This is a genomic window from Micromonospora sp. NBC_01699 (genome assembly GCF_036250065.1).
GTDB lineage: Bacteria > Actinomycetota > Actinomycetes > Mycobacteriales > Micromonosporaceae > Micromonospora_G.
This window is the reverse complement of sequence record NZ_CP109199.1, coordinates 2,302,476-2,324,593: the sequence shown is the minus strand read 5'-3', so window position 1 is coordinate 2,324,593 and position 22,118 is coordinate 2,302,476. Positions and strand designations below refer to the sequence as shown.

The window sequence follows — 22,118 nt, the reverse complement described above, 5'->3', positions numbered from 1 at the left end:
GTGGCCGCTCAGCCATCGACCACCGCCACGGTCATCCGGTGCACCGCCGCGTCGAGGTCGGCCGGGGTGTCCAGGTCGGTGTCGTCGGCGACGTCGGCGCAGGGCACCACCACCAGGCCCGCCCCGTGCTCGCGCAGATATCCGCGGGCGCCCGAGTCGCCGATCGCGAGGGCGGACACGCCGGCCCAGTGCGCCCGTCCGAGCAGGACGGGGTGGCCGCGCCGGTTGCCGTACCCGGCGGTGGCGAGGGTGTCCGGGGCGGCCAGCGCGACCAGCCGGCGGACCGCCACCGGGGTGATGCCGGGCATGTCCACCAGCAGCACCAGCGCGGCGACCACTGTGCTGTCGTGCAGCGCGGCGAGTCCGGCCCGCAGGGACGAACCGAGCCCGGTCGCCCAGTCGGGGTTCTCGACCGGTACGGCGCCGGTGAGGTCGGCCTCGGCCCGTACGGTGTCGGCTGCGGCACCGAGCACGGTGAGCACCGGCGCGCAGCCCCCGGCGCGGGCGGTCGCCACCGCGCGCTCGACCAGCAGCCGACCGCCGTACTCGACCAGGGCCTTGGGCCGACCGTAGCGCCGCCCGGCACCGGCGGCGAGGACCAGCGCGGCCACCGGCTCGGCGACGTGTGTCGGCTCACATCCCACGCCGGGAGCGTAGCCGGACCCTCGAAATGACGTCCGTTATTACCGTTAAGCCAAATATGAGAGATATATACATCATACTTTCGGCTAGCTTCTGCATGGCTAAACAGGTTATGGTGGCTGCACTGATCGGCTTACAGCTAAACCAAAAGACCTACTGCGAACTTTTGAGTACGGCACTTGTCCTGTCCGCGGACGAGGTGCAGGGAGGACCACCATGACCGCGTCAACCACCACCGCCACAGCGACCAAGGCGACACCGAAGCTCGACCCGAACGCGCTCACCGATTCCGCCACCGATCTGCTCCTGGCGATGACCGCGCTGCCGGCGAAACACCCGTCCCGGGCAGCGTTGCGGGACCGGGCCATCGAAGCCTGGCTCCCCCTGGCGAACCACCTCGCCCACCGCTACGGCGGACGCGGCGAACCCACCGACGACCTGGCCCAGACCGCGGCCATCGGCCTCATCAAAGCGATCGACAAGTTCGACCCCACCCGGGGCGTCGACTTCGCCGGCTACGCCATCCCCACCATCATCGGTGAGCTGAAGCGCCACTTCCGCGACCGCACCTGGGACATCCGGGTCCCCCGCCGCCTCCAGGAACTGCGGTTGAGCATCTCCGAGGCCAACAGCACCCTCACCCAAACCCTCGGCCGCTCGCCGACCGTCGCCGACATCGCCGCCCACCTGAAGGTCACCGAGGAAGAGGTCCTTGAGGGCCTGGAAGGCGCCCGCGCGTACAACGCGGTGTCCCTGTCCACCCCGACCGGCGACGGCGAACGCGCCACCGAACTCGGCGACATGCTCGGCGGCGAGGACCCCGACTTCGAACAGGCCGAACTCCGGATCGCCCTCGGCCCCGCCCTCGCCACCCTCGACGAGCGCGAGCAGAAGATCCTCACCCTCCGCTTCTACGGCAACCTCACCCAGTCCCAGATCGCCGACCAGATCGGCGTTTCCCAGATGCACGTCTCCCGACTGCTGACCCGCGCACTGGCCAAGCTGCGCGGACAACTCGCCGAGACGTACTGAGAAACCTTGGGGGAGGTACCGGCGATACGCCGGACGGCAGGGGCCGGGCCAACATGGCCCGGCCCCTGCCGCGTCACCTATCGGTCAATCCGCCGATTTGACCGATTGGGCGTTCACCCTCCCGCCGGCCGCCACATCGGCCAGAACGGGGTTCCGTCGGGCAGGCGGAACGGTTCGGCGACCCGGTAGCCGTGCCGGGCATAGAGATCCCGGCTGTCGGTGCTGCTGGCGTCCAGGTACGCCGGCAGCCCCTGCTCGTCCAGCCGGGCGTGCCGGTGCCGGAGCAGCGCCGAGCCGATCCCGGTGCCCTGCCGGTCCGGCCTGACCGCGAGGAAGGCCAGGTGGTGGTGGGGCTCGTGCGGGTGGTTCGCCTCGAACAGGTCGTCGAGCAGCCGGAACCGCTCGGTGAACTCGCCACAGGCGGCGGCGACCCGGTCGTCGTAGTCGGCCGGCGGGGGTAGCGGATCAGCGACCGCCGGCAGCCACACCGCGGCCGCGCTGCGGTCCTCGGTCGTCTCCACCAGCCCCCACTCGAACGCGTGCTCGACCACTATGTGGAAGTTGTCCGTCAGGATCTTGTGGCGGATCGCCGGATCCGGCACCAACCAGGTGGTCGCGGCCAGCGGGACGAACGCCTCGGCGATCAGTTCGGTCAACGCGCGGGCCTCGGCCGGTTCGGCCCGCTCGATCTGCGGGCCGGTCACGGCCGGGCCGCCGAGCCGACCGGCTGCCGGTTGGCGTCGCCGTCCGGGACCGACCCGGCGGTCGCGCTCTCCGGGCCGAGGCCGATGGTGGCGTACACCTCCGGGCGGCGGGCCCGCAGCACCAATGCCCAGATCACGCCCAGCAGCGCGGCGACCGGGTAGACCGCCGGCAATGCCCAGCGCAGCGTCGAGTCGGGCGCCACACCGAGCAGGATGGCGAAGTTGTCCAGTGCGATGAACACGATGACCGCCAGGGCCACCGTGGCCAGGCCGGGGGCGATCAGCCGGTGCCAGCCGCTCTCCCCGGACGGGTTGCGGGCGAAGAAGGCGATGACCGCGATCGAGGTGGCCGTGATCAGCAGCAGCACCCCGAACCCGCCGCCGGTGCCGCCCCAGTAGAAGAGCTGGACCAGCGGGTCCCAGCCGGCGATGGCGTAGACGGCGATGACGATCAGCCCGAGTACGCTCTGCGCGATCGACGCCGCCCGGGGTGCGCCCGTACGGGGGGCGGTGCGGCCGAAGAGCGCGGGCAGGACCCGTTCCCGGCCGAGCGCGAAGGTGTACCGGGCGGTGGTGTTGTGGAACGAGATCATCGCCGCCAGCACCGAGGTCAGGAAGAGCACCTGCCCGATGCTGACGAAGGTCCCGCCCAGGTTGCCGTCGGCCAGGACGAAGATCAGCCCGACCCCTTCGGTACGCGACGACTCGACGATGTTGTCCGGCCCGGCCGCTACCGTCATCGCCCAGGCGCTGAGCGCGTACAGCCCGGCGATGATCGCGACGGAGAGGTAGGTGGCGACCGGGACCGTCCGCTTCGGGTCCTTGCTCTCCTCGCTGAACACGACCGCGGACTCGAAACCGGTGAACCCGGTGGCCGCCAGCACCAGGATCGCCCCGACGCCGGGCACGAACAGGTTCGACGGGTCGAGGGTCTCGAAGCTGACCGAACCGCCGGCCGGGCTGAGCACGTCGGCGAGGTCGAAGGCGAGGATGATGGCGATCTCGGTGAGCAGCAGTACGGCCAGCACCATGCCGTTGATGTCGACCCGCAGCACACCCAGCCCGGCCACCACCGCCCAGGCGACCAGGGCGATCACCCACCAGCGCGGCTCCTGGATCCCGAACAGTTGCTCAAGCACGGGCGCCGCCGCCGCGCCGACCGCCCCGTAGAGCCCCACCTGCAACGCGTTGTACGCGATCAGCGCCACCCAGGCCGCGCCCACTCCGGCCGGTCGGCCCAACCCACGGGAGACGTACGCGTAGAACGCCCCGGCGTTGGCGGTGTGCCGCGCCATCGCGACGTAGCCGACCGAGAAGAGCGCCAGCACCGCGCCGATCAGCAGGAAGGCCAGCGGGATACCGGTCACCCCGGTCACCGCGAACCCGGTGGTGACCACGCCGGCCACCACGGTCAGCGGTGCGGCCGCCGACAGCACGAAGAAGACCACCGAAGGAATGCCGAGCCGGCCGCTGGCCAGCGCGGAGGAGACGTTGCTCGGTCGGGAGGGGGACGAGGGAGGGGCCATCGAATCTGCTCCGGGGGTGAGGAGGGAGGCAGTGGCCGGACCGGGATTGCCCGGTCGGTCAGGGGCGACCGGTCGACCCCCGCCGGTCGGTCCCGCCGGTCGGAGGTGGCCGGTCGGGGCGACCGGTCAGGGGCGACCGGACAGCACGGCGGCCCCCACAGCCGCCTCGGTGTGCCGGGCCAGTTCGGCCAGGGGCGGCGGCAGCCCGTCGATCAGCTGGTTGAGCCGGTGCTGCACACCGGGTTCGGTGCCCCACAGCACCTCGCGCAGCAGGTTGGTCGCGGCGAGCAGGGCGAGCAGCAGTACGTCCGCCACCGGCAGCGGTTCGCTCCGGCTGAGCGACGCCCGCAGCCGGGTCACCGGCCAGGCGGCGGCGTTCATGTCGGCGGGCTGGTAGACGATCGTCGTACGCAGCAGCCGCCGGGTCTCCACCCGCCGGACCATGCCGGCGCGGGCGAGGCGCTCGCCGACCGACTCGGCCGCGCTGCTACCCAAAAATCCCAACCAGGTACGCACCAACCGGTGCTCCGGCTCCCCCACCAGCTGGTCGAGCACGGTGTGGGCCAGGGCGTCGTCCGGTGGTCGCCGGTCGACGATGGTGATCGAGCCCGAGGCGATGACGATCCGCCGGGACAGGAGTAGTTCTCCGAGCAGTCCGGCCGCGAGCCCCAGTCCGGTCGCGGACTGGTGCAGCCGGGGTTTGCCCTTGGCGTCGTCATGGGCGATCAGGAAGAACTCGTCCGCGAGAAGCACGACTCTCCCCTTCGTCCGACGAGTGTGGACTGTCCACATCGGAATTGGATAACCGTTGATCGACGCCGGGAAAAGGATGCACCGGCGGGCGGATGCAATGCAACTCCCGGATTCAAGTCGTTTCAAGACCGTGGTCGGGCCGGCCGGCACCGCCGTGCGAAACTCGGCGCCGTGACAGCCAGCCCAACCGTCCGCCGCCGCCGGATAGCCCGTGAACTCCGCCAGCTCCGCGAGCGTGGCGGGATGACGCTCGACCAGGCCGCCCGCCAACTGGACATGTCCAAGAGCAACCTGTCCCGGATCGAGAACGCGCAGATCGGCATCAAACCCCGCGATGTACGCGCCGCACTGGCGCTCTACCAGGTGACCGGGGCGGACGCCGAAGCACTGATCGAGATCGCCCGTGGGGCGCAGGAACGTGGCTGGTGGCAGAACTACAGCGACGTACTGCCCGACTGGTTCGAATTTTATGTCGGGCTGGAGGCCGAGGCCGCCGCTCTGCGGACGTACGAGGCCGAATCGGTGCCCGGACTCTTACAGACGGAGGAATACGCGCGGGCGATCTACCTACTGACCGCGGGCGACAGTGGCGTCGAACGGAAGGTCGCCGCCCGGCTGCAACGCCAGGCAGTGCTGCACCGCGAGCCGTCGGTGCGGTTGTCCGTCGTCCTGAACGAGGCGGTCCTCCTCCGGGCGGTCGGCGGGGCGACCGTGATGGCCCGCCAGCTGGACCACATGATCCAGGCCGCAGGGTTACCCAACGTTACAATTCAGGTACTTCCCTTCACGGCCGGCGGCCACCCGGCGATGACCACGCCGTACGTCATCCTCAGCTTCGCCGAGGCTGCCGACGCGTCCGTGGTTTACCTGGAAAACCTCACGATGGGGCTGGCTCTGGAGGAAGCCGATCAGGTGCTCGGGTATACCCTGCTGCACGAGAAGCTGTGCCGGATGGCGCTGACTCCGGCGGAGTCGATGACCCGAATTCGGGAGGCTTCTCTTAACTATCTGTGATCACTCCGGTGGCTCATCGGCAGAAGACAAGAGGTACCCATGACGGGGATCGACCTGACCCGGGCGCGGTGGCGTACGAGCCGCCGCAGTAGTGGCAACGGCAACTGTGTCGAGGTGGCCGTCCTCGACGGCGCGGTGGCGGTCCGGGACAGCAAGGACCGTCCGGGACCCGTACTGCTGTTCGGGCCGGCGGGATGGGCGGCCTTCGTCGGCGGTGCCGGCGACGGCTCGTTGCGCACCACCGACTGAGCGCCCCGCACCACCGGCCGACCGCTCCACGCCGTCGACCGACCCGCCGAGCCCACGTCGGCAGCGGCACCGGTGCGAGACTGGCCCGGTGCTACCCGAGACGATCACCGAAGACCTGCCCGTCCGCCATGTCCTGCCGGAGTTGCTCGAAGCGCTCCGGGCCGGCGGCGCGGCGGTGCTGGTCGCGCCGCCAGGCACCGGCAAGACCACGCTGGTACCGCTGGCGCTGCTCGACGAGGTGCAGGGCCGGATAGTGGTCGCCCAGCCGCGCCGGATCGCCGCCCGAGCGGCGGCCCGCCGGATGTCGGCGCTGCTCGGCGAGCAGGTCGGCGGGACGGTCGGCTACGCCGTACGCGGTGAGCGGCGGGTCGGCGCGGGCACCCGGATCGAGGTGGTCACCACCGGGCTGCTGGTGCAACGCCTCCAGCACGACCCCGAGTTGGCCGGCGTCGGCGCGGTGCTGCTCGACGAGGCGCACGAGCGGCACCTCGACTCCGATCTCGCGCTCGCCTTCGCCGTCGAGGTACGCGCCGCGCTCCGCCCCGAACTGCGGCTGCTGGCGATGTCGGCGACCGCCGACGCGGAGCGGCTGGCCGGCGTACTCGGCAGCGGCGGTACGTCGGGCGGGGACGCACCGCCGGCCCCGGTACCGGTGATCGAGACCCCGGCGGCGCTGTACCCGGTGGAGGTGGTGTGGGCGCCACCGCTGCGCCCGGTCGATCCGCCGCACGGGCTGCGGGTGGACCCGAAAATGCTCGACCACGTGGCGGCCACGGTTCGCCGGGCCCTGCACGAGGCCGACGGCGACCTGCTGGTCTTCCTGCCCGGCGCGGGCGAGATCGCCGGGGTCACCAGCCGGCTCTCCGGCGTACGGGGCGAGGTCGACGTGCTGCCGCTGCACGGCCGGCAGTCGGGGCGGGACCAGGACGCGGCGTTGCGCCCCGGCACCCGGCGCCGGGTGGTGCTGGCCACCACGGTGGCGGAGACCAGCCTGACCGTGCCCGGCGTACGGGTGGTCGTCGACGCCGGGCTGAGCCGGGTGGCGCGTACCGACCTGGCCCGTGGACTGGGTGCCCTGGTCACCGTGGCGGTGTCGAGGTCGGCGGCCACCCAGCGGGCCGGTCGGGCCGGCCGTGAGGGCCCCGGACGGGTCTACCGGTGCTGGTCGGAGGCGATCCACGACCGGTTGCCGGCCCAGCCGGAGCCGGAGATCGCCACCGCCGACCTGACCGCGTTCGCGCTGCAACTGGCCTGCTGGGGTCGGCCCGACGGGACCGGCCTGGCGCTGCCCGACCCGCCACCGGTGGCGGCCATGCAGGTCGCCCGGACCACCCTCGAAGCGCTGGGCGCCGTCGGGGGCGAGGGCCGGGTGACCACGCGGGGCCGGGCGATCGCCGCGGTGGGTGCCCATCCGCGCCTGGCCCGCGCCCTGCTGGACGGCACCGACACCCTCGGCGCGCAGCGGGCCGCCGAGGTGGTGGCGCTGCTCTCCGAGGACTCGGTGGCCGGTCGGGACGACGATCTGGCGGTGGTCTGGCGACGGTTGCGCGCCGGCACCGACCAGGCCGCCACCGCCCGCTGGCGGGCCGAGGTGAGCCGGCTGCGCGGCTCCGCCGACTCCCAACAACTTTCCGCCGCCATCCCGACCGGGGACAGCACCGCCGCCGGGAACCGGTCGGCAAACGGGGACGGCGGCTCCGGTGGGCGGCGGCTGCCGGATGATCTGGCCGCCGGGTTGCTGGTCGGGCTCGCGTACCCGGAACGGCTGGCGCGGGCGCGCAAGGCGGGCGCGACGACGTACCTGATGGCCAGCGGAACCGCCGCGGACCTGGCGGCCGGCTCGGGCCTGACCGGGTCGGCTTGGTTGGCGATCGCGGTCGCGGACCGCGCGCCGGGCCGGCGGGGCGCGCAGATCCGGCTGGCCGCCGTGATCGACGAGGCGACCGCCCGCGAGGCCGGTGGCCCGCTGCTCGTCGAGGAGCGCGAGGTGGTCTGGGCCGGCAACGACGTCCAGGCCCGGGACGTACGACGGCTCGGTGCGCTGGTGCTGTCCGAGCGCCCACTGAAGCCGGACCAGACGGAGCTGACCGCCGCCCTGCTCGAAGGCGTACGCAAGGTCGGGCTCGCCCTGCTGGACTGGACGCCCGACGCGGAGTCGACCCGGCTGCGGCTGGCCTTCTGCCGGGTTGCCTTCGGCGAGTCGTGGCCGACGGTGGACGACGAGTCGCTGCTGGCCGCGATGCCGCAGTGGCTCGCCCCGGAGTTGGCCGGCGCGCGGCGGCGGGCCGACCTGCGCCGGATCAACGTCGCCTCGGCGTTGCGCCGGCTGGTTCCGCGCGCGCAGGCGGCCCGGCTGGACGAGCTGGCCCCGGAGCGGTTGACCGTGCCGAGCGGTTCACGGATCAGGGTGGACTACACGGACCCGACCTCGCCCGTGCTGGCGGTGAAGTTGCAGGAGACCTTCGGCTGGGCCGACGTGCCCCGGCTCGCCGACGGGCGGGTGCCGGTACGGCTGAGCATGCTCTCCCCGGCCGGTCGTCCGGTCGCCGTCACCAGCGATCTGGCCTCGTTCTGGCAGACCGGCTATCCGCGGGTACGCAGCGAGTTGCGTGGCCGCTACCCGCGCCACCCGTGGCCGGACGACCCGAGCCGGGCCAAGCCGAGCGGACGGGTCAAGCCGCCCAAACAGTGACGCCGGCGGTGACGCTGGCGGCGGTGCCCAGAGCGGGCCGGCTCACTCGTCCGGGTCGTCGGCGACGTCGGCGACCACCACGGTGATGTTGTCCGGCCCGCCGGCCCGCAACGCCAGGTCGACCAGCCGGTGGGCGCAGGCGTCCCGATCCGGGTACGCCCGCAGCGCCTCGGCGAGCGATTCGGCCCGGACCACGTTGGACAGCCCGTCGGAGCAGAGCAGCCACCGGTCCCCCGCCCGCGGCGGCTGGGTGGAGTACGCCGGGTTCGCCGGTTCGCCCTGCAACGCCTGGGTGACCACCGCCCGGCGCGGGTGGCTGCGCGCCTGCTCGGCGTCGATCACGCCCTGGTCGACCAGCAACTGCACGAAGGTGTCGTCCCGGGTGACCTGGGTGAAATCGTCGTCGCGCAGCAGGTACGCGCGCGAGTCGCCGATGTGGGCCAGGGCGAGGCTGGTGCCGGCGGCGGAGAAGAGCAGGGCGGTGAGCGTGGTGCCCATGCCCTGCCGGGTCGGTTCCGCCTCGACCGCGGCACGGATCCGGACGCTGGCCTCGCCGAGCGCCTCCTGTAGCGCCGCCACCAGGTCGTCGTCCGGGGTCGGCCGGTCCACCGGGGCGATCGTCTCGATGGCGATCCGGCTGGCCAGGTCACCGGCGGCCATGCCACCCATGCCGTCGGCGACGGCGAGGAGCCAGGCGCCGGTGTGCACGGAGTCCTGGTTGCCGCTCCGGATCAGGCCACGATCGGTCACCGCGGCGGCGCGCAGCTTGAGGGTCATGGCAGGCAGCCTGCCAGGAGTGGGGCCACAATGTCTCTAGTAGATCACCGGAGCCGGCCCACAAAAGCCGTGAATTTACTTTAGGTAGTCATACCGTCACCCCGTGCGCTGCGTCGGCGGGCTGCTCACCGGCCGGCCGGAGCAGCGCGGGTCGGGGTCACCGGGTGTCCGGCGCGGGATCGCCCACTCCAGCGCCGTCTCCTCCACCTGCCAGCCGCGCACCCGTACGGTGCTGTAGGGCACCCGTTCGAGTTCGGGACAGAGCGTCTGCGACCACACCCGGTCGTTGCGTACGAAACGGACCGAACCCTGCTCGTCGAGCAGCGTGGTCATCCGGTCGTCCACGCTGATCACCCGCCCGATCAACACCTCCACCGCCCCGGACGGCAGGCCGGCGGTCGACAGGTCGGGCTCCCGCCCCTGCGGCACCGAGACGATCTCGACCGCCACGGTCGGCAGGATCGGCGCCCGCAGGAAGATCGCACCGAGCAGGAACGGCGCGGTGAGCGCCGCCGCGACCAGCACCCACCGGGTGAGCACCGGTGCGACCGGGCGCGGGACCGGGCCGGTCAGGAAGACGACCAGCACCGGCGGCAGGGCCAGCAGCAGCACCGTCACCGGCTCGTCGGCCCGTACCGCCGCGATCACCGCCGGCGCCAGCCACGCCCCGGCGAGCAGCGTCGCGACCAGCGGCAGGACCAGGCAGAACAGGTGCCGGCGGAGACGGTCGTCGGGGTGCCGTTGCCGGGTGCGCAGGCCGAGGATGGCCAGGGCCAGCATGAGCAGGCTGGGCAGGAACCGGAACTGCCAGGTGAGCAGGGCCAGCAGCACCGCCACCATGATCACCCAGCCGGGCAGCCGGGCGGTGGCGCGGGCCAGCAGCGAACGTTCGGGGTCGAACCGGTCCGCCGCGCTGACCCAGTACAGGGTGCCCAGCGCCGCCACCACCAACACGACCAGCGGCAGCACCCAGACCAGGGTGATCAGCAGGGAGCTGAGCAGACCGAGCGGGCTGACGTACTGCACCAGCACCAGCATCGTGGACAGGTCCTGCCGACTCAGGTGCCACAGTCGCAGCACCAGCAGTAGCAGCGGGAACGTCGGGACCAGGGTGAGCAGCCAGTGCTGGGCCTGGCGCGCGCTTACCGTACGGTCGCCACCGCCGTCCGCGGCCGGATCGCCGCCGTCTCCCAGGGCCACCGCCGTACCTCCACCTCTTCCACGTCCGGCTGCTGCGCGATGGCGACCGGCTGGGGCAGGTTCACCGGCTGCTCCGGGCGCAGGTGCCGGTCGAACGCGTCCTCCCACCGGCGGTCGCGCGGGTCGGTCAGCGACTCGTACAGCGAAAGGTTGACCAGGTCACGCAGGGCCTCGTTGGCACCGGTGTTGACGCCGTACATCTCCGACGGGTCGAGGCCGATGTCGTGGTGCGACAACTGCCCCGGATACCGGGCCACGAAGCCGGCCAGGATCGCGGCGTCGGTGGTGACCGCCTCCACCTCACCGGCGAGCAGCGCGTCCACACACTCGCTGATCCGTTTCTTGCTGACCAGTTCGACGCCGGCCTTCGACGCCGGTGACTCGGAGGTGGCGGTGGAGAGGCTGCACACCTTTCGGCCGCGCAGGTCGATCAGGGTGTCGACAGGCCCGCCGTAGTCCCGGCGGGTGATCACCGACTGCTCGGTGGCCAGGTACGGCGCGGAGAACGTGACCCCGCTGAGCCGTTCCCGCTCCTCGGTGATGCTGTACGAGGCGATCACCAGGTCGACGATGACAAACTGACCGTCGTTCGTACGCGCCTGCATCTTGGCCCGGTCCTCGCTCTCGATGGCGAGGAACCGTACGGCGGTCGACCGGAACCCGAGGTCGGCCGCGATCATCCAGGCGATGTCAATGTCGAAGCCGGTGAAGATGCCGGTCTTCGGGTCGAACTGGGCGATACCCGGCTGGTCGTCCTTGACCCCGATCAGCAGCTCGCGCTTGCCGATGATGCCGGCCTCGCGGAGCAGGTCCTGTTCGGTCGGTGGGCCGGTGAGCAGCACGGTGGTGACGACGGCCGTCACCGCCACCACGAGGCTCAGCAGCACCGCGACCAGCCGTACGCCGCGGCCCACCGAGGCGCGCCGAGATTCCCTGTCCTCCTGGGTCACCTGTTTCCCCCGATCGCCCCGTGGGCTCGAACCATCCATTTTGGCCTATCCGCCGAGTTCCTGACAGTCGACGGGTCGCGTGTGGGCTGTCGGTTAACCGATCCTGCCCGCGATCGGTCCGACCGATGGGCAGGCTCGGACCGATGGGTGGGTCCGGGCCGGCGGTCAATCCATTCAGGATCGACGATTGACAGTCCAGAAACGGCCTGGCAACATCGCTGTCATTGGGAGCGCTCCCACCTCTGTCTCTCGGAAGGAAGCTCCGTGACCCGACCCCGACGCCAGCGGCGGGCTGTCGCGCTCCTCGCCGCGACCGCCCTCGCCGTCACCGGCACCGGCCTCACCCCCGGCGCGGCCCACGCCGCCCCCACCGAGCACATCGCCAACGGCACCTTCGACAGCGGCACCGCCCCCTGGTGGGCAACCGACAATCTCACCCCGACCGTGGACGACGGACGACTCTGCGTCCAGGTGCCGGGCGGCCTGGCCAACCCCTGGGACGCCAGCCTCGGACACAACGACATCCCCCTGGTCGACGGCGCCGATTACGCGCTGTCCCTGCACGCCTCGGCCAGCGCCCCGGCCACCGTCAAGGCGAACGTGCAGCTCAACGAGGCGCCGTACAGCACGGTGCTGGCCCGGGACCTGGCGCTCGCCCCGGCCGGGCAGACCTTCGCGTACGACTTCAGCGGCACCCTGGACTCCACCAACGGGACCCTCACCTTCCAACTCGGTGGCAACGCCCAGCCGTACACGTTCTGCCTGGACGACGTGTCGCTGAGCAGCGAGGCGGGCACCGATCCGCCGGGCGACCCGGCCGGACCGGAACAGCTCGCCAACGGGAACTTCGACAACGGTAGCGACGGCTGGTTCTCGTACGGGACCACCACCGGTGTGCAGGACGGGCGGCTCTGCTCGGTGGTGCCCGGTGGGCTGGCCAACCCGTGGGACGCCGGAGTCGGGCAGAACGACGTACCGCTGCTCGCCGGGTCGGAGTACACGCTCGCCTTCGACGCCTCGGCGGCACCCGGCGCCAGCGTACGCGCGGCGGTGCAACTCGGCGCGGAACCGTACACCTCGTTCTTTGTCGCGGACCTGGCGCTGACCGCGACCCCGCAGCGGATCACCCTGACCTTCACCGCCACAGTGGACACCGAGTTCGCCCAGGTCGTGTTCCAGGTCGGCGCCAACGCCGCCGGCTACACCCTCTGCCTGGACAACGTCTCGCTGCGCGGTGGCGAGGAAGAACCGCCGTACGTGCCGGACACCGGCCCCCGGGTACGCGTCAACCAGGTCGGTTACCTTCCCGGTGGCCCGAAGAACGCCACCGTGGTCAGCACCGCCACCGAACCCCTGCCCTGGCAGCTCAAGTCCGCCGCCGGGACGGTCGTCACCCAGGGACTGGCCACCGTGCGCGGCCTGGACCCCGCCTCCGGCCAGCGGGTGCAGACGATCGACTTCTCCGCCTACCGGACCGCCGGCACCGGCTACACGCTGACCGCCGACGGCGAGACCAGCCACCCGTTCGACATCTCCGGTGACCTCTACCGGCAACTGCGCTCCGACTCGCTCCAGTTCTTCTACGTCCAGCGCAGCGGCATCGCCATCGACGGCGACCTGGTCGGCGACGAGTACGCCCGCCCCGCCGGTCACCTCGGCGTGGCCCCGAACCGGGGCGACACCGACGTGCCCTGCCAGCCCGGCGTCTGCGACTACCGCCTCGACGCGCGCGGCGGCTGGTACGACGCCGGCGACCACGGCAAGTACGTGGTCAACGGCGGCATCGCCACCTACCAGCTACTGAACGCGTTCGAGCGGACCAAGACCGCGCCGACCGGCGGCGCCGGTGCCGGACTCGCCGACAACACCCTGCGGGTGCCCGAACGCGACAACGGGGTGCCGGACATCCTCGACGAGGCGCGCTGGGAGCTGGAGTTCCTGCTCCGGATGCAGGTGCCGGCCGGCAAGCCGAAGGCGGGCATGGTCCACCACAAGATGCACGACCAGAACTGGACCGGCCTGCCGCTGGCCCCGGAGGCCGACCCGCAACCGCGCGAACTGCACCCGCCGTCGACCGCCGCCACGCTCAACCTCGCGGCGACCGCCGCCCAGTGCGCCCGGCTCTACGCCACCTACGACGCGCCGTTCGCGGCCAGGTGCGGCAGCGCCGCCCGGACCGCGTACGCGGCGGCCAAGGCCAACCCGGCCGTGTACGCCAGCCCGACCGACGGCAACGGCGGCGGCACCTACAGCGACAACGACGTCAGCGACGAGTTCTACTGGGCGGCGGCCGAGCTGTACCTGAGCACCGGCGGGGCGAACTACCTGGCCGACCTGACCGCCTCACCGCACCACACCGGCAACGTCTTCGACGCCAACGGCTTCGGCTGGGGCGGCACTGCCGCACTCGGCCGGCTCGACCTGGCCACCGTGCCGAGCGGGCTGGCCCCGCAGGAACGGGACCGGATCCGGGCCTCGGTGCGCACCGCCGCCGACGGCTACCTCACCACCCTGGCCGGTCAGGCGTACGGGCTGCCGATGCCGGGCGGCGCGGGCAGCTACTTCTGGGGCGGGAACGGCAACATCATCAACAACGCGGTGGTGCTCGCGACGGCGTACGACCTGACCCGGGACGTGCGTTACCGGGACGGGGCGGTGCAGGGGATGGACTACATCTTCGGCCGCAACGCGCTGAACCAGTCGTACGTGACCGGCTGGGGTGAGCAGGCGTCCCGCAACCAGCACAGCCGGATCTTCGGCAACCAGTACAACCCGGCCCTGCCGAACCCGCCGGCCGGTTCGATCGCCGGTGGCGCCAACGCCAGTCTGGACGACCCGTTCGCGGCGGACCTGCTGGCCGGCTGCGCCCCGATGTTCTGCTACGTCGACGACATCGCCTCGTATGCGACCAACGAGGTGGCGATCAACTGGAACTCGGCACTGGCCTGGATCGCCTCGTTCCTCGCCGACCAGGGCGCCGCCGCCGTACCCCCGGCGGCGAACTGCCGGGTCAGCTACGTCAACTACGGCGCCTGGCAGGGCGGTGGCGGGTTCACCGCACAGGTGACCATCACCAACACCGGCAGCACCCCGATCGACGGCTGGACGGCGAGCTTCGCCTTCACCGGCGACCAGCGGCTGCGCGAGGCGTGGATGACCCGGGCCACCCAGTCCGGCGCCACCATCACCGCCCGAAACGAAACGTACAACGCCCGCATCTCCCCCGGCGGCACGGCAACCTTCGGCCTGAACGCCACCACCCCCACCAGCGGCCCCAACCCCACGCCCGGTCTGTTCACCGTCAACGGCGTTGCCTGCACGTAGTCCCGCCCCTCCAGGCCGACCGCCACCCGCTACCGCGGGTGGCGGTCGCCCACTCCATGATCACCTGAGGGCGACGCGGCCCCGGCGCAGCGGGTGGCCGCACCGGGGCCGTCGGCCTTCGGGTGTCTATGGCGCGATCATCTCGACTCCGGTCGTGGGGTCACCGGTCGATGCCGAGGTAGCGGGCGACGTGCACGATGATCTCCTGGCGGTACGGGGTGAGCCGGTACAGCTTCTTGGTGAGCAGCTCGGTGGTGGCGGCGCTCAGGTTGGCGAGGTCGGCGAGGTTCGCGGGATTGCTTCTGATGTCGGGTTCGAGGCTTTGGATGAGGTCGTAGACGCTGCTGAAGCCTTCGCCTTGCAGCGCCTTGGCCAGGGATGCCGGGGCGGAGGAGGAAGCGGCGACCGGGTCGAGTAGGCGGCTGACGAAGGTGACCCGGTGGAAGACGCGCCAGCAGGGTGGTTTCTGGTCGGCCTGGTTGGCTTGGCGTAGGGCGGCGGCCTGGGGGGAGGTGGCGAGCCAGATTGGGTCGACCACCTTGCCGTAGAAGTCCTCGAAGTTGTCCTTGGTGACGTCGAGATAGAAGGTCATAAATCGGTACGCGTCGACCCTGCCGGGGGTGGTGACGGGCTGGTTGGTCGCGGGATCGTAGACGGCGGTCTCGCCGTTGGTGTAGCGCTGGAGATCCCGGCCGCCGGTGCATTCGACGTCGAGCCCGAACGTCTTCGTGGCCGTCTTCGCCCTGGTACGGGTGACGCTGGTGCCGCCCGCGATACTGGCCTCGAAGCCTATTTTCGTGCCGCCCGCGGCGCCGCCGATCTCGAACATGCCGCCGCCGCTGAGGGTGCCCTTGACGGAGTAGGACCCGCCGGTGGTCTCGGTGACCGCGTCGGTGGTCTCGGTGGATTCGGCGAAGAAGCCGCCGCCGGCGGTCCAGACGTAGGTGTTGGCCAGGTTGCGCCGGGCCGACGACCTGTTGGCCACTTCCTTGGCCTTTTCGGCGGTCCGGTCGGGGGCGTGTGTCTCGGTGGACACCGAGTCGTAGTAGCTCTGTAGTTGCTGGGCCTGGCGCTCGACGCGGCGTTTGAGGGCGTACGCCTCGCGGGGTTTGAAGTAGCTGTACTCGGCGCCGTCACCGGCGGTGGGATAGTGGGTGGGGTCGGGGAAGGGACCGGTCAGTCCGTAGCCGACGAGCCCGTCGAGGGTGCCCTGTTTGGTGTACAGCGGGTTGATCTGGAACTCGATGATGTTCCAGTCGCGGGGGATGTCGGGGTTGGGCATCATCCGGTAGGCGACCAGCGCACCGGTGTGTTCCAGGCGCAGCGCGAAGACGTCGGCGGTGTCGGACTGGACCAGGGCGTAGCCCGTGTTGGCCGGGATCCACCGCTGGCCGGCGGCGGGGTTGAGCGGGCGGTCCGGGACCTCCCACGCGCCGCTGAGGGCGACGGTGCTGGTACGGGTGGTGTTGCTGCCCTCGGACACCTCGGCGTCACTGGTCCAGCCGTTGGAGAAGTCGAGGCCGAATTCGAGATTGCCCTCCATGGCGAGTTTCGCGAGCGGTTGGGCGGTGCCCATACCCAGGGGGGCGGTGATCGACAGTACGTCCGCCGAGACCTCCCAGGAGAACTTCATCTTCGCCGAGACGTCCATGCTGGTCTCCCGGCTGGACGACAGGGTGTTGGTGACCTCTTCGGCCTGAACGAAGGAGACCGTGGCGGCGTCGACGTAGTCGTCGGTGCCCGGACGCTTGACGAGGTTCTCGGAGGGGACCGGCGGCGCCCCTTCGATGTAGCCGACGAGCTGCGGGTCGAACTGGGCCTGGCCGACCCACGTGCTGACGAGGTTACCGACCTTGTAGCCGGTGACCAGGTACCAGTTGCCGTCCTGCTGGTAGGCGTAACAGCGTTTCATCACTCCCTGGACGCCTCGGTACGGGATCCGTTGGACGTCGGCGTACTCGGCCACCGAGGGGGCGGCGCCGATCCTCTGGTGGAAGGCGGTACGGATGCCGGTCAGCGCGGAGCGGACCTCGGCGGTGTCGGTGGAGACGGGTGAGGTGGAGAGCACGATCGCGGGTTCTTTGCCGGCGGTGGTGGCCAGGTTGTTCCCGCGCGGTCCGGCGTCGAGGATCGGGGCACCGGCGACGGTGGAGGAGGCGTCGAACGGGTAGTAGCAGACGAGGTCCTCGGACTCCCCGCGCAGTCGGGTGAAGGCGTTGTCGAGAATCTGTTCCCCGGTCCGCGCCGTCTGCCACACCCGGATCTCGTCGAGGGTGCCGGCGAAGGCGTCGCGCAGGCTGTCGTCGGCGTTCGTGCAGCCGCCGATGGTGAACTGTTCGGCCCCATAGCCGGCGGTCACGGCGGTGTCCGTGGCCGGAGCCGGGTCGGCCGGGGTCGCGTCGCCGTTCTGGTAGAGCCGGAACCGGTTGCCGCCCGGGTCGGGTGTCTTGACCCAGCTGGCGCTGTGCAGTCTGCCGGTGTAGCTGCCGGCGACGTCGGCGGTGGTGTTCCCGGCGTTCTCCGGGAACGTCCACTGGGCGACCAGGCCCGGTGTGCTCTCGGTGACCGCCACACCGATCTTCGCCGCCTCCCGGGCGATGTTCCACAGCCGTACCTCGCTGAGCACGCCGCGCAGCCCGTAGCCGGTCTGGCCGATGCGGTAGCGGCCGATTTCGAGGACCCCGTCGTTGCCCGTCGGCGCCGGGCCGGTGAGTGCGGTGGTGCCCGCCTGTACGCCGTTGACGTAGAACTGGACGTCCGTCGCGTTCGGGTTGCCCGGGTTGGGTTTGCGGGTGACCGCGACCCGAGTGAACACACCCGCCTGGAGTTTGGTCGTGGAGACGGCGGTGCCCGGCTGGGTGCTCGCGTTGTTTTCGTAGGTGAAGGCCAGCGCCCCGTCGGGCTGCACGTAGAAGACGTACGGCACGGTCCCGCCGGCGCCGTCGGCCAGCCCGCCCTTGCTCACCAGCCCCTGGGTGTTGCCCAGCGCGTCGAGCCGGAGGGCAACCTCGATCGTCAGGTCGTTGACCACGTTGAGGGCGTCGGCACGGCCGGTGTCCAGCCACGCGGCGCCGTCGAAACGCAGCGCCCAGTCCTGCTCGAACACCGCCGCGAGGTGGCCCCACTGGCCGGCCGGGTAGACGTCCCGGCTGCGTACGAGCTGGTCGCCCACCCCGGCGAGGACCTTGTATCCGGGGAAGTTGGAGCCGACGACCTTCGGGTTCCCGGCGATCGTCGCGTCGTTGCCCCGCCCGGTCAGGTCCGTGGTCCGCCGACCGGCGAAACTCCAGTAACCGAGCAGACCTGCCTCCCGACCGGTCAGCCGACGGTCCTTGTCCGCCTTCAACTCATCGGCGGAACGGGCGCGACTCCAGATGCGTACCTCGTCCAACTGGGTGTACGCCTTGATGTCCCAGTGGGCGGTGACGATCCGCCCGAGCATGAGTTTGCCGGTCCCGGCGAAATGTGCGTTGGCGGTACGACGGGCGACTTCCACCCCGTCCCGGTAGATGATCTGGAGGCGGTTGGTGCCCTCCCGGTCGTACACGCACGCCCAGTGGTGCCAGTTCAGATCGAGGTAAGAGGAAGGAACGTCCACGCTGTCGCTGTAGAAATCCATCGAGAACACGTTGTTGGAGCGGAACCCGATGTGCATGTACTGGCTTGTCGCACCCGATGTGCCGAGGCCGATGATGTAGTCCTCCCGGCTGTTCGTCAGCCGCTTGGCCCAGAACTCGATCGTGAAGGAGGTGCCGGTCAGGTTGATGCCGGTGCCGCAGTCGAGGTAGTCGTTGCTCCCGTTGAACTCCAGCGCCGAGGGGTAGGGGGCGCCGGACACGCCGAGGGTGTAGCGGGTGGTGGGGGTGCCGGGCAGGTTGGCGTGCACGATGCGGCTCTGCCCGCCGGCGAAGCCGGGGTTGGCCCAGGCTTCCAGAGTCACGTCGCCGACCATCGCCGCCCGAGGACGCTGGGCTGCCGGGAGAGCGAGACGCTTGGCGCCGTCGAAGGCGTACGCCCGCCCGGGGGCGTTGCCCTGCCAGCGGTTGCCCCGGCCGGCCACCACGTCGGCGGCCGGGCCGTTGGGCACGGTGTCGGTGGCCGTACCGGCGTCGACCGCGACGATCAGCGAGCCCTGCTCCAGGCGTGCACCGGGGCGACTGGCCGTGGCCGAGACGTAGTCGTAAACCACGGTCCGTACCTGCGTACCCGCCGGTACCGTGGCCGGGCTGGTGGTCAGGGTGAGGGAGGAGACGGCGGGTACGGAGTCCCGCAGCTGGTAGACCACCCCGGCCACGCTGATCCGGGTGCCCGACGCCAGTCCCGCGGCGAGCGGCGCGGCCAGGTTCAGGGTGTTGGCCTGGACCGAGGCGACCGTGCCGAGCAGGTCCCCGGTCGGGGTGCCGTTGAGGACCGCCGCGAACTGGTCCGCGCGCCGGGGCACCGCGTTGAACGTCTCGGTGTGGGTCGTGTTGTTCGCCGTACGGGTCACCACCACCGTGCAGTGGGCAGCATCTGGGCCGGCCGAAACGGTGACCCCCAGCGCGGGCAGATCGACCCCGGTGTCCCGGCTTCTCAACTGGAGCCGGCCGGTTGGGAGCGTGATCTGCTTGATCGCCCGAAAGGCGGTGACGTCGTAGTAGACGGAGAAGAACTGCCCATCGGCACCACGGAAGTACAGCACCACCTCGCCGGTCGCGCTGTCGAGCAGGACCGGGGTGTTCTGGCTCCAGGCGAAGGCCAGCACGGCGCCGAAGATGCTCAGTCCGGTGGTGTCGACGGCGACGGTCGGCATCGCCAGCGTCACGTCGTCGCTGCCTTGCAGCCCTCCGCTGAGCGTGGCCAGCGTGGCCTGTCGGTCCGCCAACAGTGTCTGGTCCCGGGCCAGTTGCGCCTTCGCGTCCTCCTGGGATCGCACGGCGGCGTTGTAGGTCGAGGACGTCGAGTTCAGCGCCCCCAGCAGGTCGTTCGCCCGACCCGAACGATCGTGGGGCCACACGAAGTTGCCCTCGTCGTAGCAGTACCCGGAATTGACGAAGTTCCAGTACCTGCCGTTCCAGTATTCGTACGACGGAAAAGAATCCCGCACGGCCTTGTCCGCCTGGTCAAGGACACTCTGATCCATGACCAGCTTCGCCTGCGCGGCCGTGACCGCGTCCTGAGCCGCGCTGAGCACGTCCATGTCCTTGGTCGGATTCGGGCGGCCAATGATGGACAGCGCGACCGACCGGGGTACCCGCGCCAGCCGGCCGTCGGTGGCGAGAGCGAGGTCGAGGGTGGCGAGCAGTGGATCACCACCCGGGGTAGAAGCGTCGACCGTCGGGCACGCCAGCAGGATCCGCGCCTGCCGCTTCGTCGGGCTGGGTTGGTCGGCGTAGCCTGCGACGGTCTCCTCCTGCTGGAAGTACAGCACCGAGGCCACCCCGGCGGTCAGCGACCGGCCCGTGAAACCGAACGTCTCCCGGGACAGTCCCGGGCTGTCCCCCACCGGCGCACCCGAGGTCACCCACACCGCGGCGCCCCTGACGGTGCCGTCGAACCCGTTGTCGGTGTGATCGGCGACGCTGCTTCCCGTGCCCTCGTCGAAGCGGTAGTACGCGACCAACCCCGGCTCGACCCCGGCGAGACGACGACGGAAGTCGCGGGCCAGGTCGGCGGCCGTGCGCGCCTGACTCCAGACGCGCACCTCGTCGACATCACCACGGAAGAAGTCGGCCGCTCCGGTCCCCGACCGCCGGGCGCCGACATACGTCGCCACCCCGGAGGACGAGGCGGAGGTGAACGACATCGCCGCGCTGGCCACCTCGACGCCGTCGACGTACAGCCGGCCCTTGGCCCCGGTGCCGCCGGTGCCGCCGCCGAAAACCGCCGCGACATGGGTGTAGCGCCCGGTCGCCACCAGCGCATCGGGCGAGGTCAGCGTGTTACCGGTGCCGGGATGGGTCAACACCAGTCCCTTGGCGGCGGTCAACCGGAGCGTGAACGATCCCGCCTGCGTCCCGTCCCCGGCGGCCACGATGACCCCACCGGTGGCGGCCGGGTTGATCCACACTTCCACCGTGTACGCGCCCTGCAACCGCGCGCTCGGCGCACTGCCCAGGTCGATGTGGTCGTCCTGGCCGTCGAGGCGCAACGCGGTCCCCGCCCGGTCGGTCGACAGCGGGACCGGCACCAGCGGCTTCTTGGTGAACGGGTCCGAGCCGGGCTCGCGTTCGAGCACCGAGGCCGCGTATCTCGGGTCCGGGCTGGTGTAGAACTGGGTGCCCGCCAGGTTGAACAGCCCATCGTCGGCACGCTCGATGTTGAAGGAGTCGATACGACTGGTCAGTGTGTTCACCGCAAACAGCTGCCACCGCGAGACACCGTCGACCTGGGTGGGCAACAGCATCACCGCGAACCTGCCCTCGGTGACGTTACGGACGAAGGACAACTGCCGGGTGGGCTCGTAGAACGGGTTACCGTCCAGGTCCCGGGTGCCCAGGGTGTCACTACCGGAGGCGGGCGACGTCTTGCTCCGGCTACGCCGGTAACGCACCTCAAGCACCGGCTTGACCGTCGCGCCCACCTGCACGAACCGGTCACACAGGACGGTGCGGGACACCACCGGCACCCGGGCCCCACCCACCTGGACATAGTCCGTACGGCTCGCGTCCCCGGAGGCGCCGCCACCGGTCAGTCGGAACAGCGCGTCCGGATGCGTCTCGTGAACCGACTGGCGAAACAGCATCAGGTACCTGCCGTCCGAGACCACCTGGAACGGCGCCTGGACGCCCAACCGGGCCGTCGTGGACAGGAACGGGTCCAGGTCCTCGGGCTGCACCTGCATGCCGGCGGCCACCTCGACCCGCCCGCCCAGCTTGACCGGCGGCACGCCGACCGTCTCGCCGCCACCGAAAGCGACCTCGGTGATCTCGCTCGGGAACGTCAGCGGCGGCGGGTTGTCGCTCCAGTACGAGCTGTCGATCTCGCCCCGCGCACGGCTACCCAGCTCCAGGTTCAGCACGTTGTAGTAGATGCGCCCGGAGTCGTCCATCGCGAACGCCACTGTCGTACCCTGATGCCGTACCGTCGTCGTGAACACGTATTTTCTGTCGCTGTAAACCCTGACCAGGTTCTTGTTCGGCACTCTCTACCCCCAAGTCGACGAACCACGTTCATGGGCGGAGGAACTGCGGAATCAGCCCGGAGGCATACCAAACCGGGCCTTCTGGAAACACGGTCTACAACGGATTCCGCATTGCCGATCAGGAATCCGTGC

13 protein-coding genes are annotated in these 22,118 nt (G+C 70.8%); 5 read left to right on the top strand and 8 right to left on the bottom strand.

Going from position 1 to position 22,118, the window contains the following annotated elements:
- Nucleotides 1-8 precede the first annotated feature (8 nt).
- Nucleotides 9-644, bottom strand: coding sequence for a nucleotidyltransferase family protein (locus tag OG792_RS10425; protein WP_329109098.1), 636 nt, complete (start codon nucleotides 642-644; stop codon nucleotides 9-11).
- 214 nt (nucleotides 645-858) lie between these two features.
- Between OG792_RS10425 and OG792_RS10420 the strand changes: the two genes are divergently transcribed.
- Nucleotides 859-1,674, top strand: a complete 816-nt coding sequence (locus OG792_RS10420) for a SigB/SigF/SigG family RNA polymerase sigma factor (RefSeq protein ID WP_329109097.1) — start codon at nucleotides 859-861, stop codon at nucleotides 1,672-1,674.
- A 113-nt stretch (nucleotides 1,675-1,787) separates the two neighbouring features.
- Here the strand turns inward: OG792_RS10420 and OG792_RS10415 are convergent, their stop codons facing one another.
- The 3 genes from OG792_RS10415 to OG792_RS10405 all read right to left on the bottom strand — a co-directional run bounded on the left by OG792_RS10415 (nucleotide 1,788) and on the right by OG792_RS10405 (nucleotide 4,657).
- Nucleotides 1,788-2,378 carry a GNAT family N-acetyltransferase gene (locus OG792_RS10415; RefSeq protein ID WP_329109096.1) on the bottom strand — a complete coding sequence of 197 codons (591 nt, stop codon included), beginning with the start codon at nucleotides 2,376-2,378 and terminating at the stop codon, nucleotides 1,788-1,790.
- Nucleotides 2,375-3,904: an APC family permease gene (locus OG792_RS10410; protein WP_329109095.1), complete on the bottom strand. Its 1,530-nt coding sequence runs from the start codon at nucleotides 3,902-3,904 to the stop codon at nucleotides 2,375-2,377. Before OG792_RS10410 ends, OG792_RS10415 begins: the two co-directional genes overlap by 4 nt.
- 126 nt (nucleotides 3,905-4,030) lie before the next feature.
- Complete coding sequence (locus OG792_RS10405; protein ID WP_329109094.1) at nucleotides 4,031-4,657, bottom strand: GOLPH3/VPS74 family protein; 627 nt, start codon at nucleotides 4,655-4,657, stop codon at nucleotides 4,031-4,033.
- 171 nt (nucleotides 4,658-4,828) lie between these two features.
- On the opposite strand from OG792_RS10405, the gene OG792_RS10400 reads away from it, so the two are divergent.
- The 3 genes from OG792_RS10400 to hrpB all read left to right on the top strand — a co-directional run bounded on the left by OG792_RS10400 (nucleotide 4,829) and on the right by hrpB (nucleotide 8,612).
- Nucleotides 4,829-5,671: a helix-turn-helix domain-containing protein gene (locus OG792_RS10400; RefSeq protein WP_329109093.1), complete on the top strand. Its 843-nt coding sequence runs from the start codon at nucleotides 4,829-4,831 to the stop codon at nucleotides 5,669-5,671.
- A gap of 39 nt (nucleotides 5,672-5,710) precedes the next feature.
- Nucleotides 5,711-5,920: a DUF397 domain-containing protein gene (locus OG792_RS10395; protein WP_329109091.1), complete on the top strand. Its 210-nt coding sequence runs from the start codon at nucleotides 5,711-5,713 to the stop codon at nucleotides 5,918-5,920.
- A gap of 88 nt (nucleotides 5,921-6,008) precedes the next feature.
- Entirely contained in the window at nucleotides 6,009-8,612 is a 2,604-nt protein-coding gene (gene hrpB, locus OG792_RS10390) for an ATP-dependent helicase HrpB (RefSeq protein ID WP_329109090.1), read from the top strand.
- A gap of 42 nt (nucleotides 8,613-8,654) precedes the next feature.
- Here the strand turns inward: hrpB and OG792_RS10385 are convergent, their stop codons facing one another.
- The 3 genes from OG792_RS10385 to OG792_RS10375 all read right to left on the bottom strand — a co-directional run bounded on the left by OG792_RS10385 (nucleotide 8,655) and on the right by OG792_RS10375 (nucleotide 11,539).
- Entirely contained in the window at nucleotides 8,655-9,389 is a 735-nt protein-coding gene (locus OG792_RS10385) for a PP2C family protein-serine/threonine phosphatase (RefSeq protein WP_329109089.1), read from the bottom strand.
- A gap of 96 nt (nucleotides 9,390-9,485) precedes the next feature.
- Nucleotides 9,486-10,589 (bottom strand): hypothetical protein, encoded by a 1,104-nt coding sequence (locus OG792_RS10380; RefSeq protein ID WP_329109088.1) that lies wholly within the window; start codon nucleotides 10,587-10,589, stop codon nucleotides 9,486-9,488.
- The gene (locus OG792_RS10375) at nucleotides 10,532-11,539 is read right to left on the bottom strand and encodes a transporter substrate-binding domain-containing protein (RefSeq protein ID WP_329109087.1); all 1,008 of its coding nucleotides are present in this window, start codon (nucleotides 11,537-11,539) and stop codon (nucleotides 10,532-10,534) included. Before OG792_RS10375 ends, OG792_RS10380 begins: the two co-directional genes overlap by 58 nt.
- Nucleotides 11,540-11,803: 264 nt before the next feature.
- Here OG792_RS10375 and OG792_RS10370 point away from each other — a divergent pair, with 264 nt between their 5' ends.
- Nucleotides 11,804-14,863, top strand: a complete 3,060-nt coding sequence (locus OG792_RS10370; protein ID WP_329109085.1) for a glycoside hydrolase family 9 protein — start codon at nucleotides 11,804-11,806, stop codon at nucleotides 14,861-14,863.
- 160 nt (nucleotides 14,864-15,023) lie between these two features.
- Here OG792_RS10370 and OG792_RS10365 read toward each other — a convergent pair whose 3' ends face one another.
- Complete coding sequence (locus OG792_RS10365; RefSeq protein ID WP_329109083.1) at nucleotides 15,024-21,905, bottom strand: LamG domain-containing protein; 6,882 nt, start codon at nucleotides 21,903-21,905, stop codon at nucleotides 15,024-15,026.
- Between the last annotated feature and the right edge of the window lie 213 nt (nucleotides 21,906-22,118).

Coding starts and splice junctions, on each gene's coding strand:
- OG792_RS10420 (WP_329109097.1), top strand. CDS start 859: ATGACCGCGTCAACCACCACCGCCACAGCGACCAAGGCGACACCGAAG.
- OG792_RS10410 (WP_329109095.1), bottom strand. CDS start 3,904: ATGGCCCCTCCCTCGTCCCCCTCCCGACCGAGCAACGTCTCCTCCGCG.
- OG792_RS10395 (WP_329109091.1), top strand. CDS start 5,711: ATGACGGGGATCGACCTGACCCGGGCGCGGTGGCGTACGAGCCGCCGC.
- OG792_RS10385 (WP_329109089.1), bottom strand. CDS start 9,389: ATGACCCTCAAGCTGCGCGCCGCCGCGGTGACCGATCGTGGCCTGATC.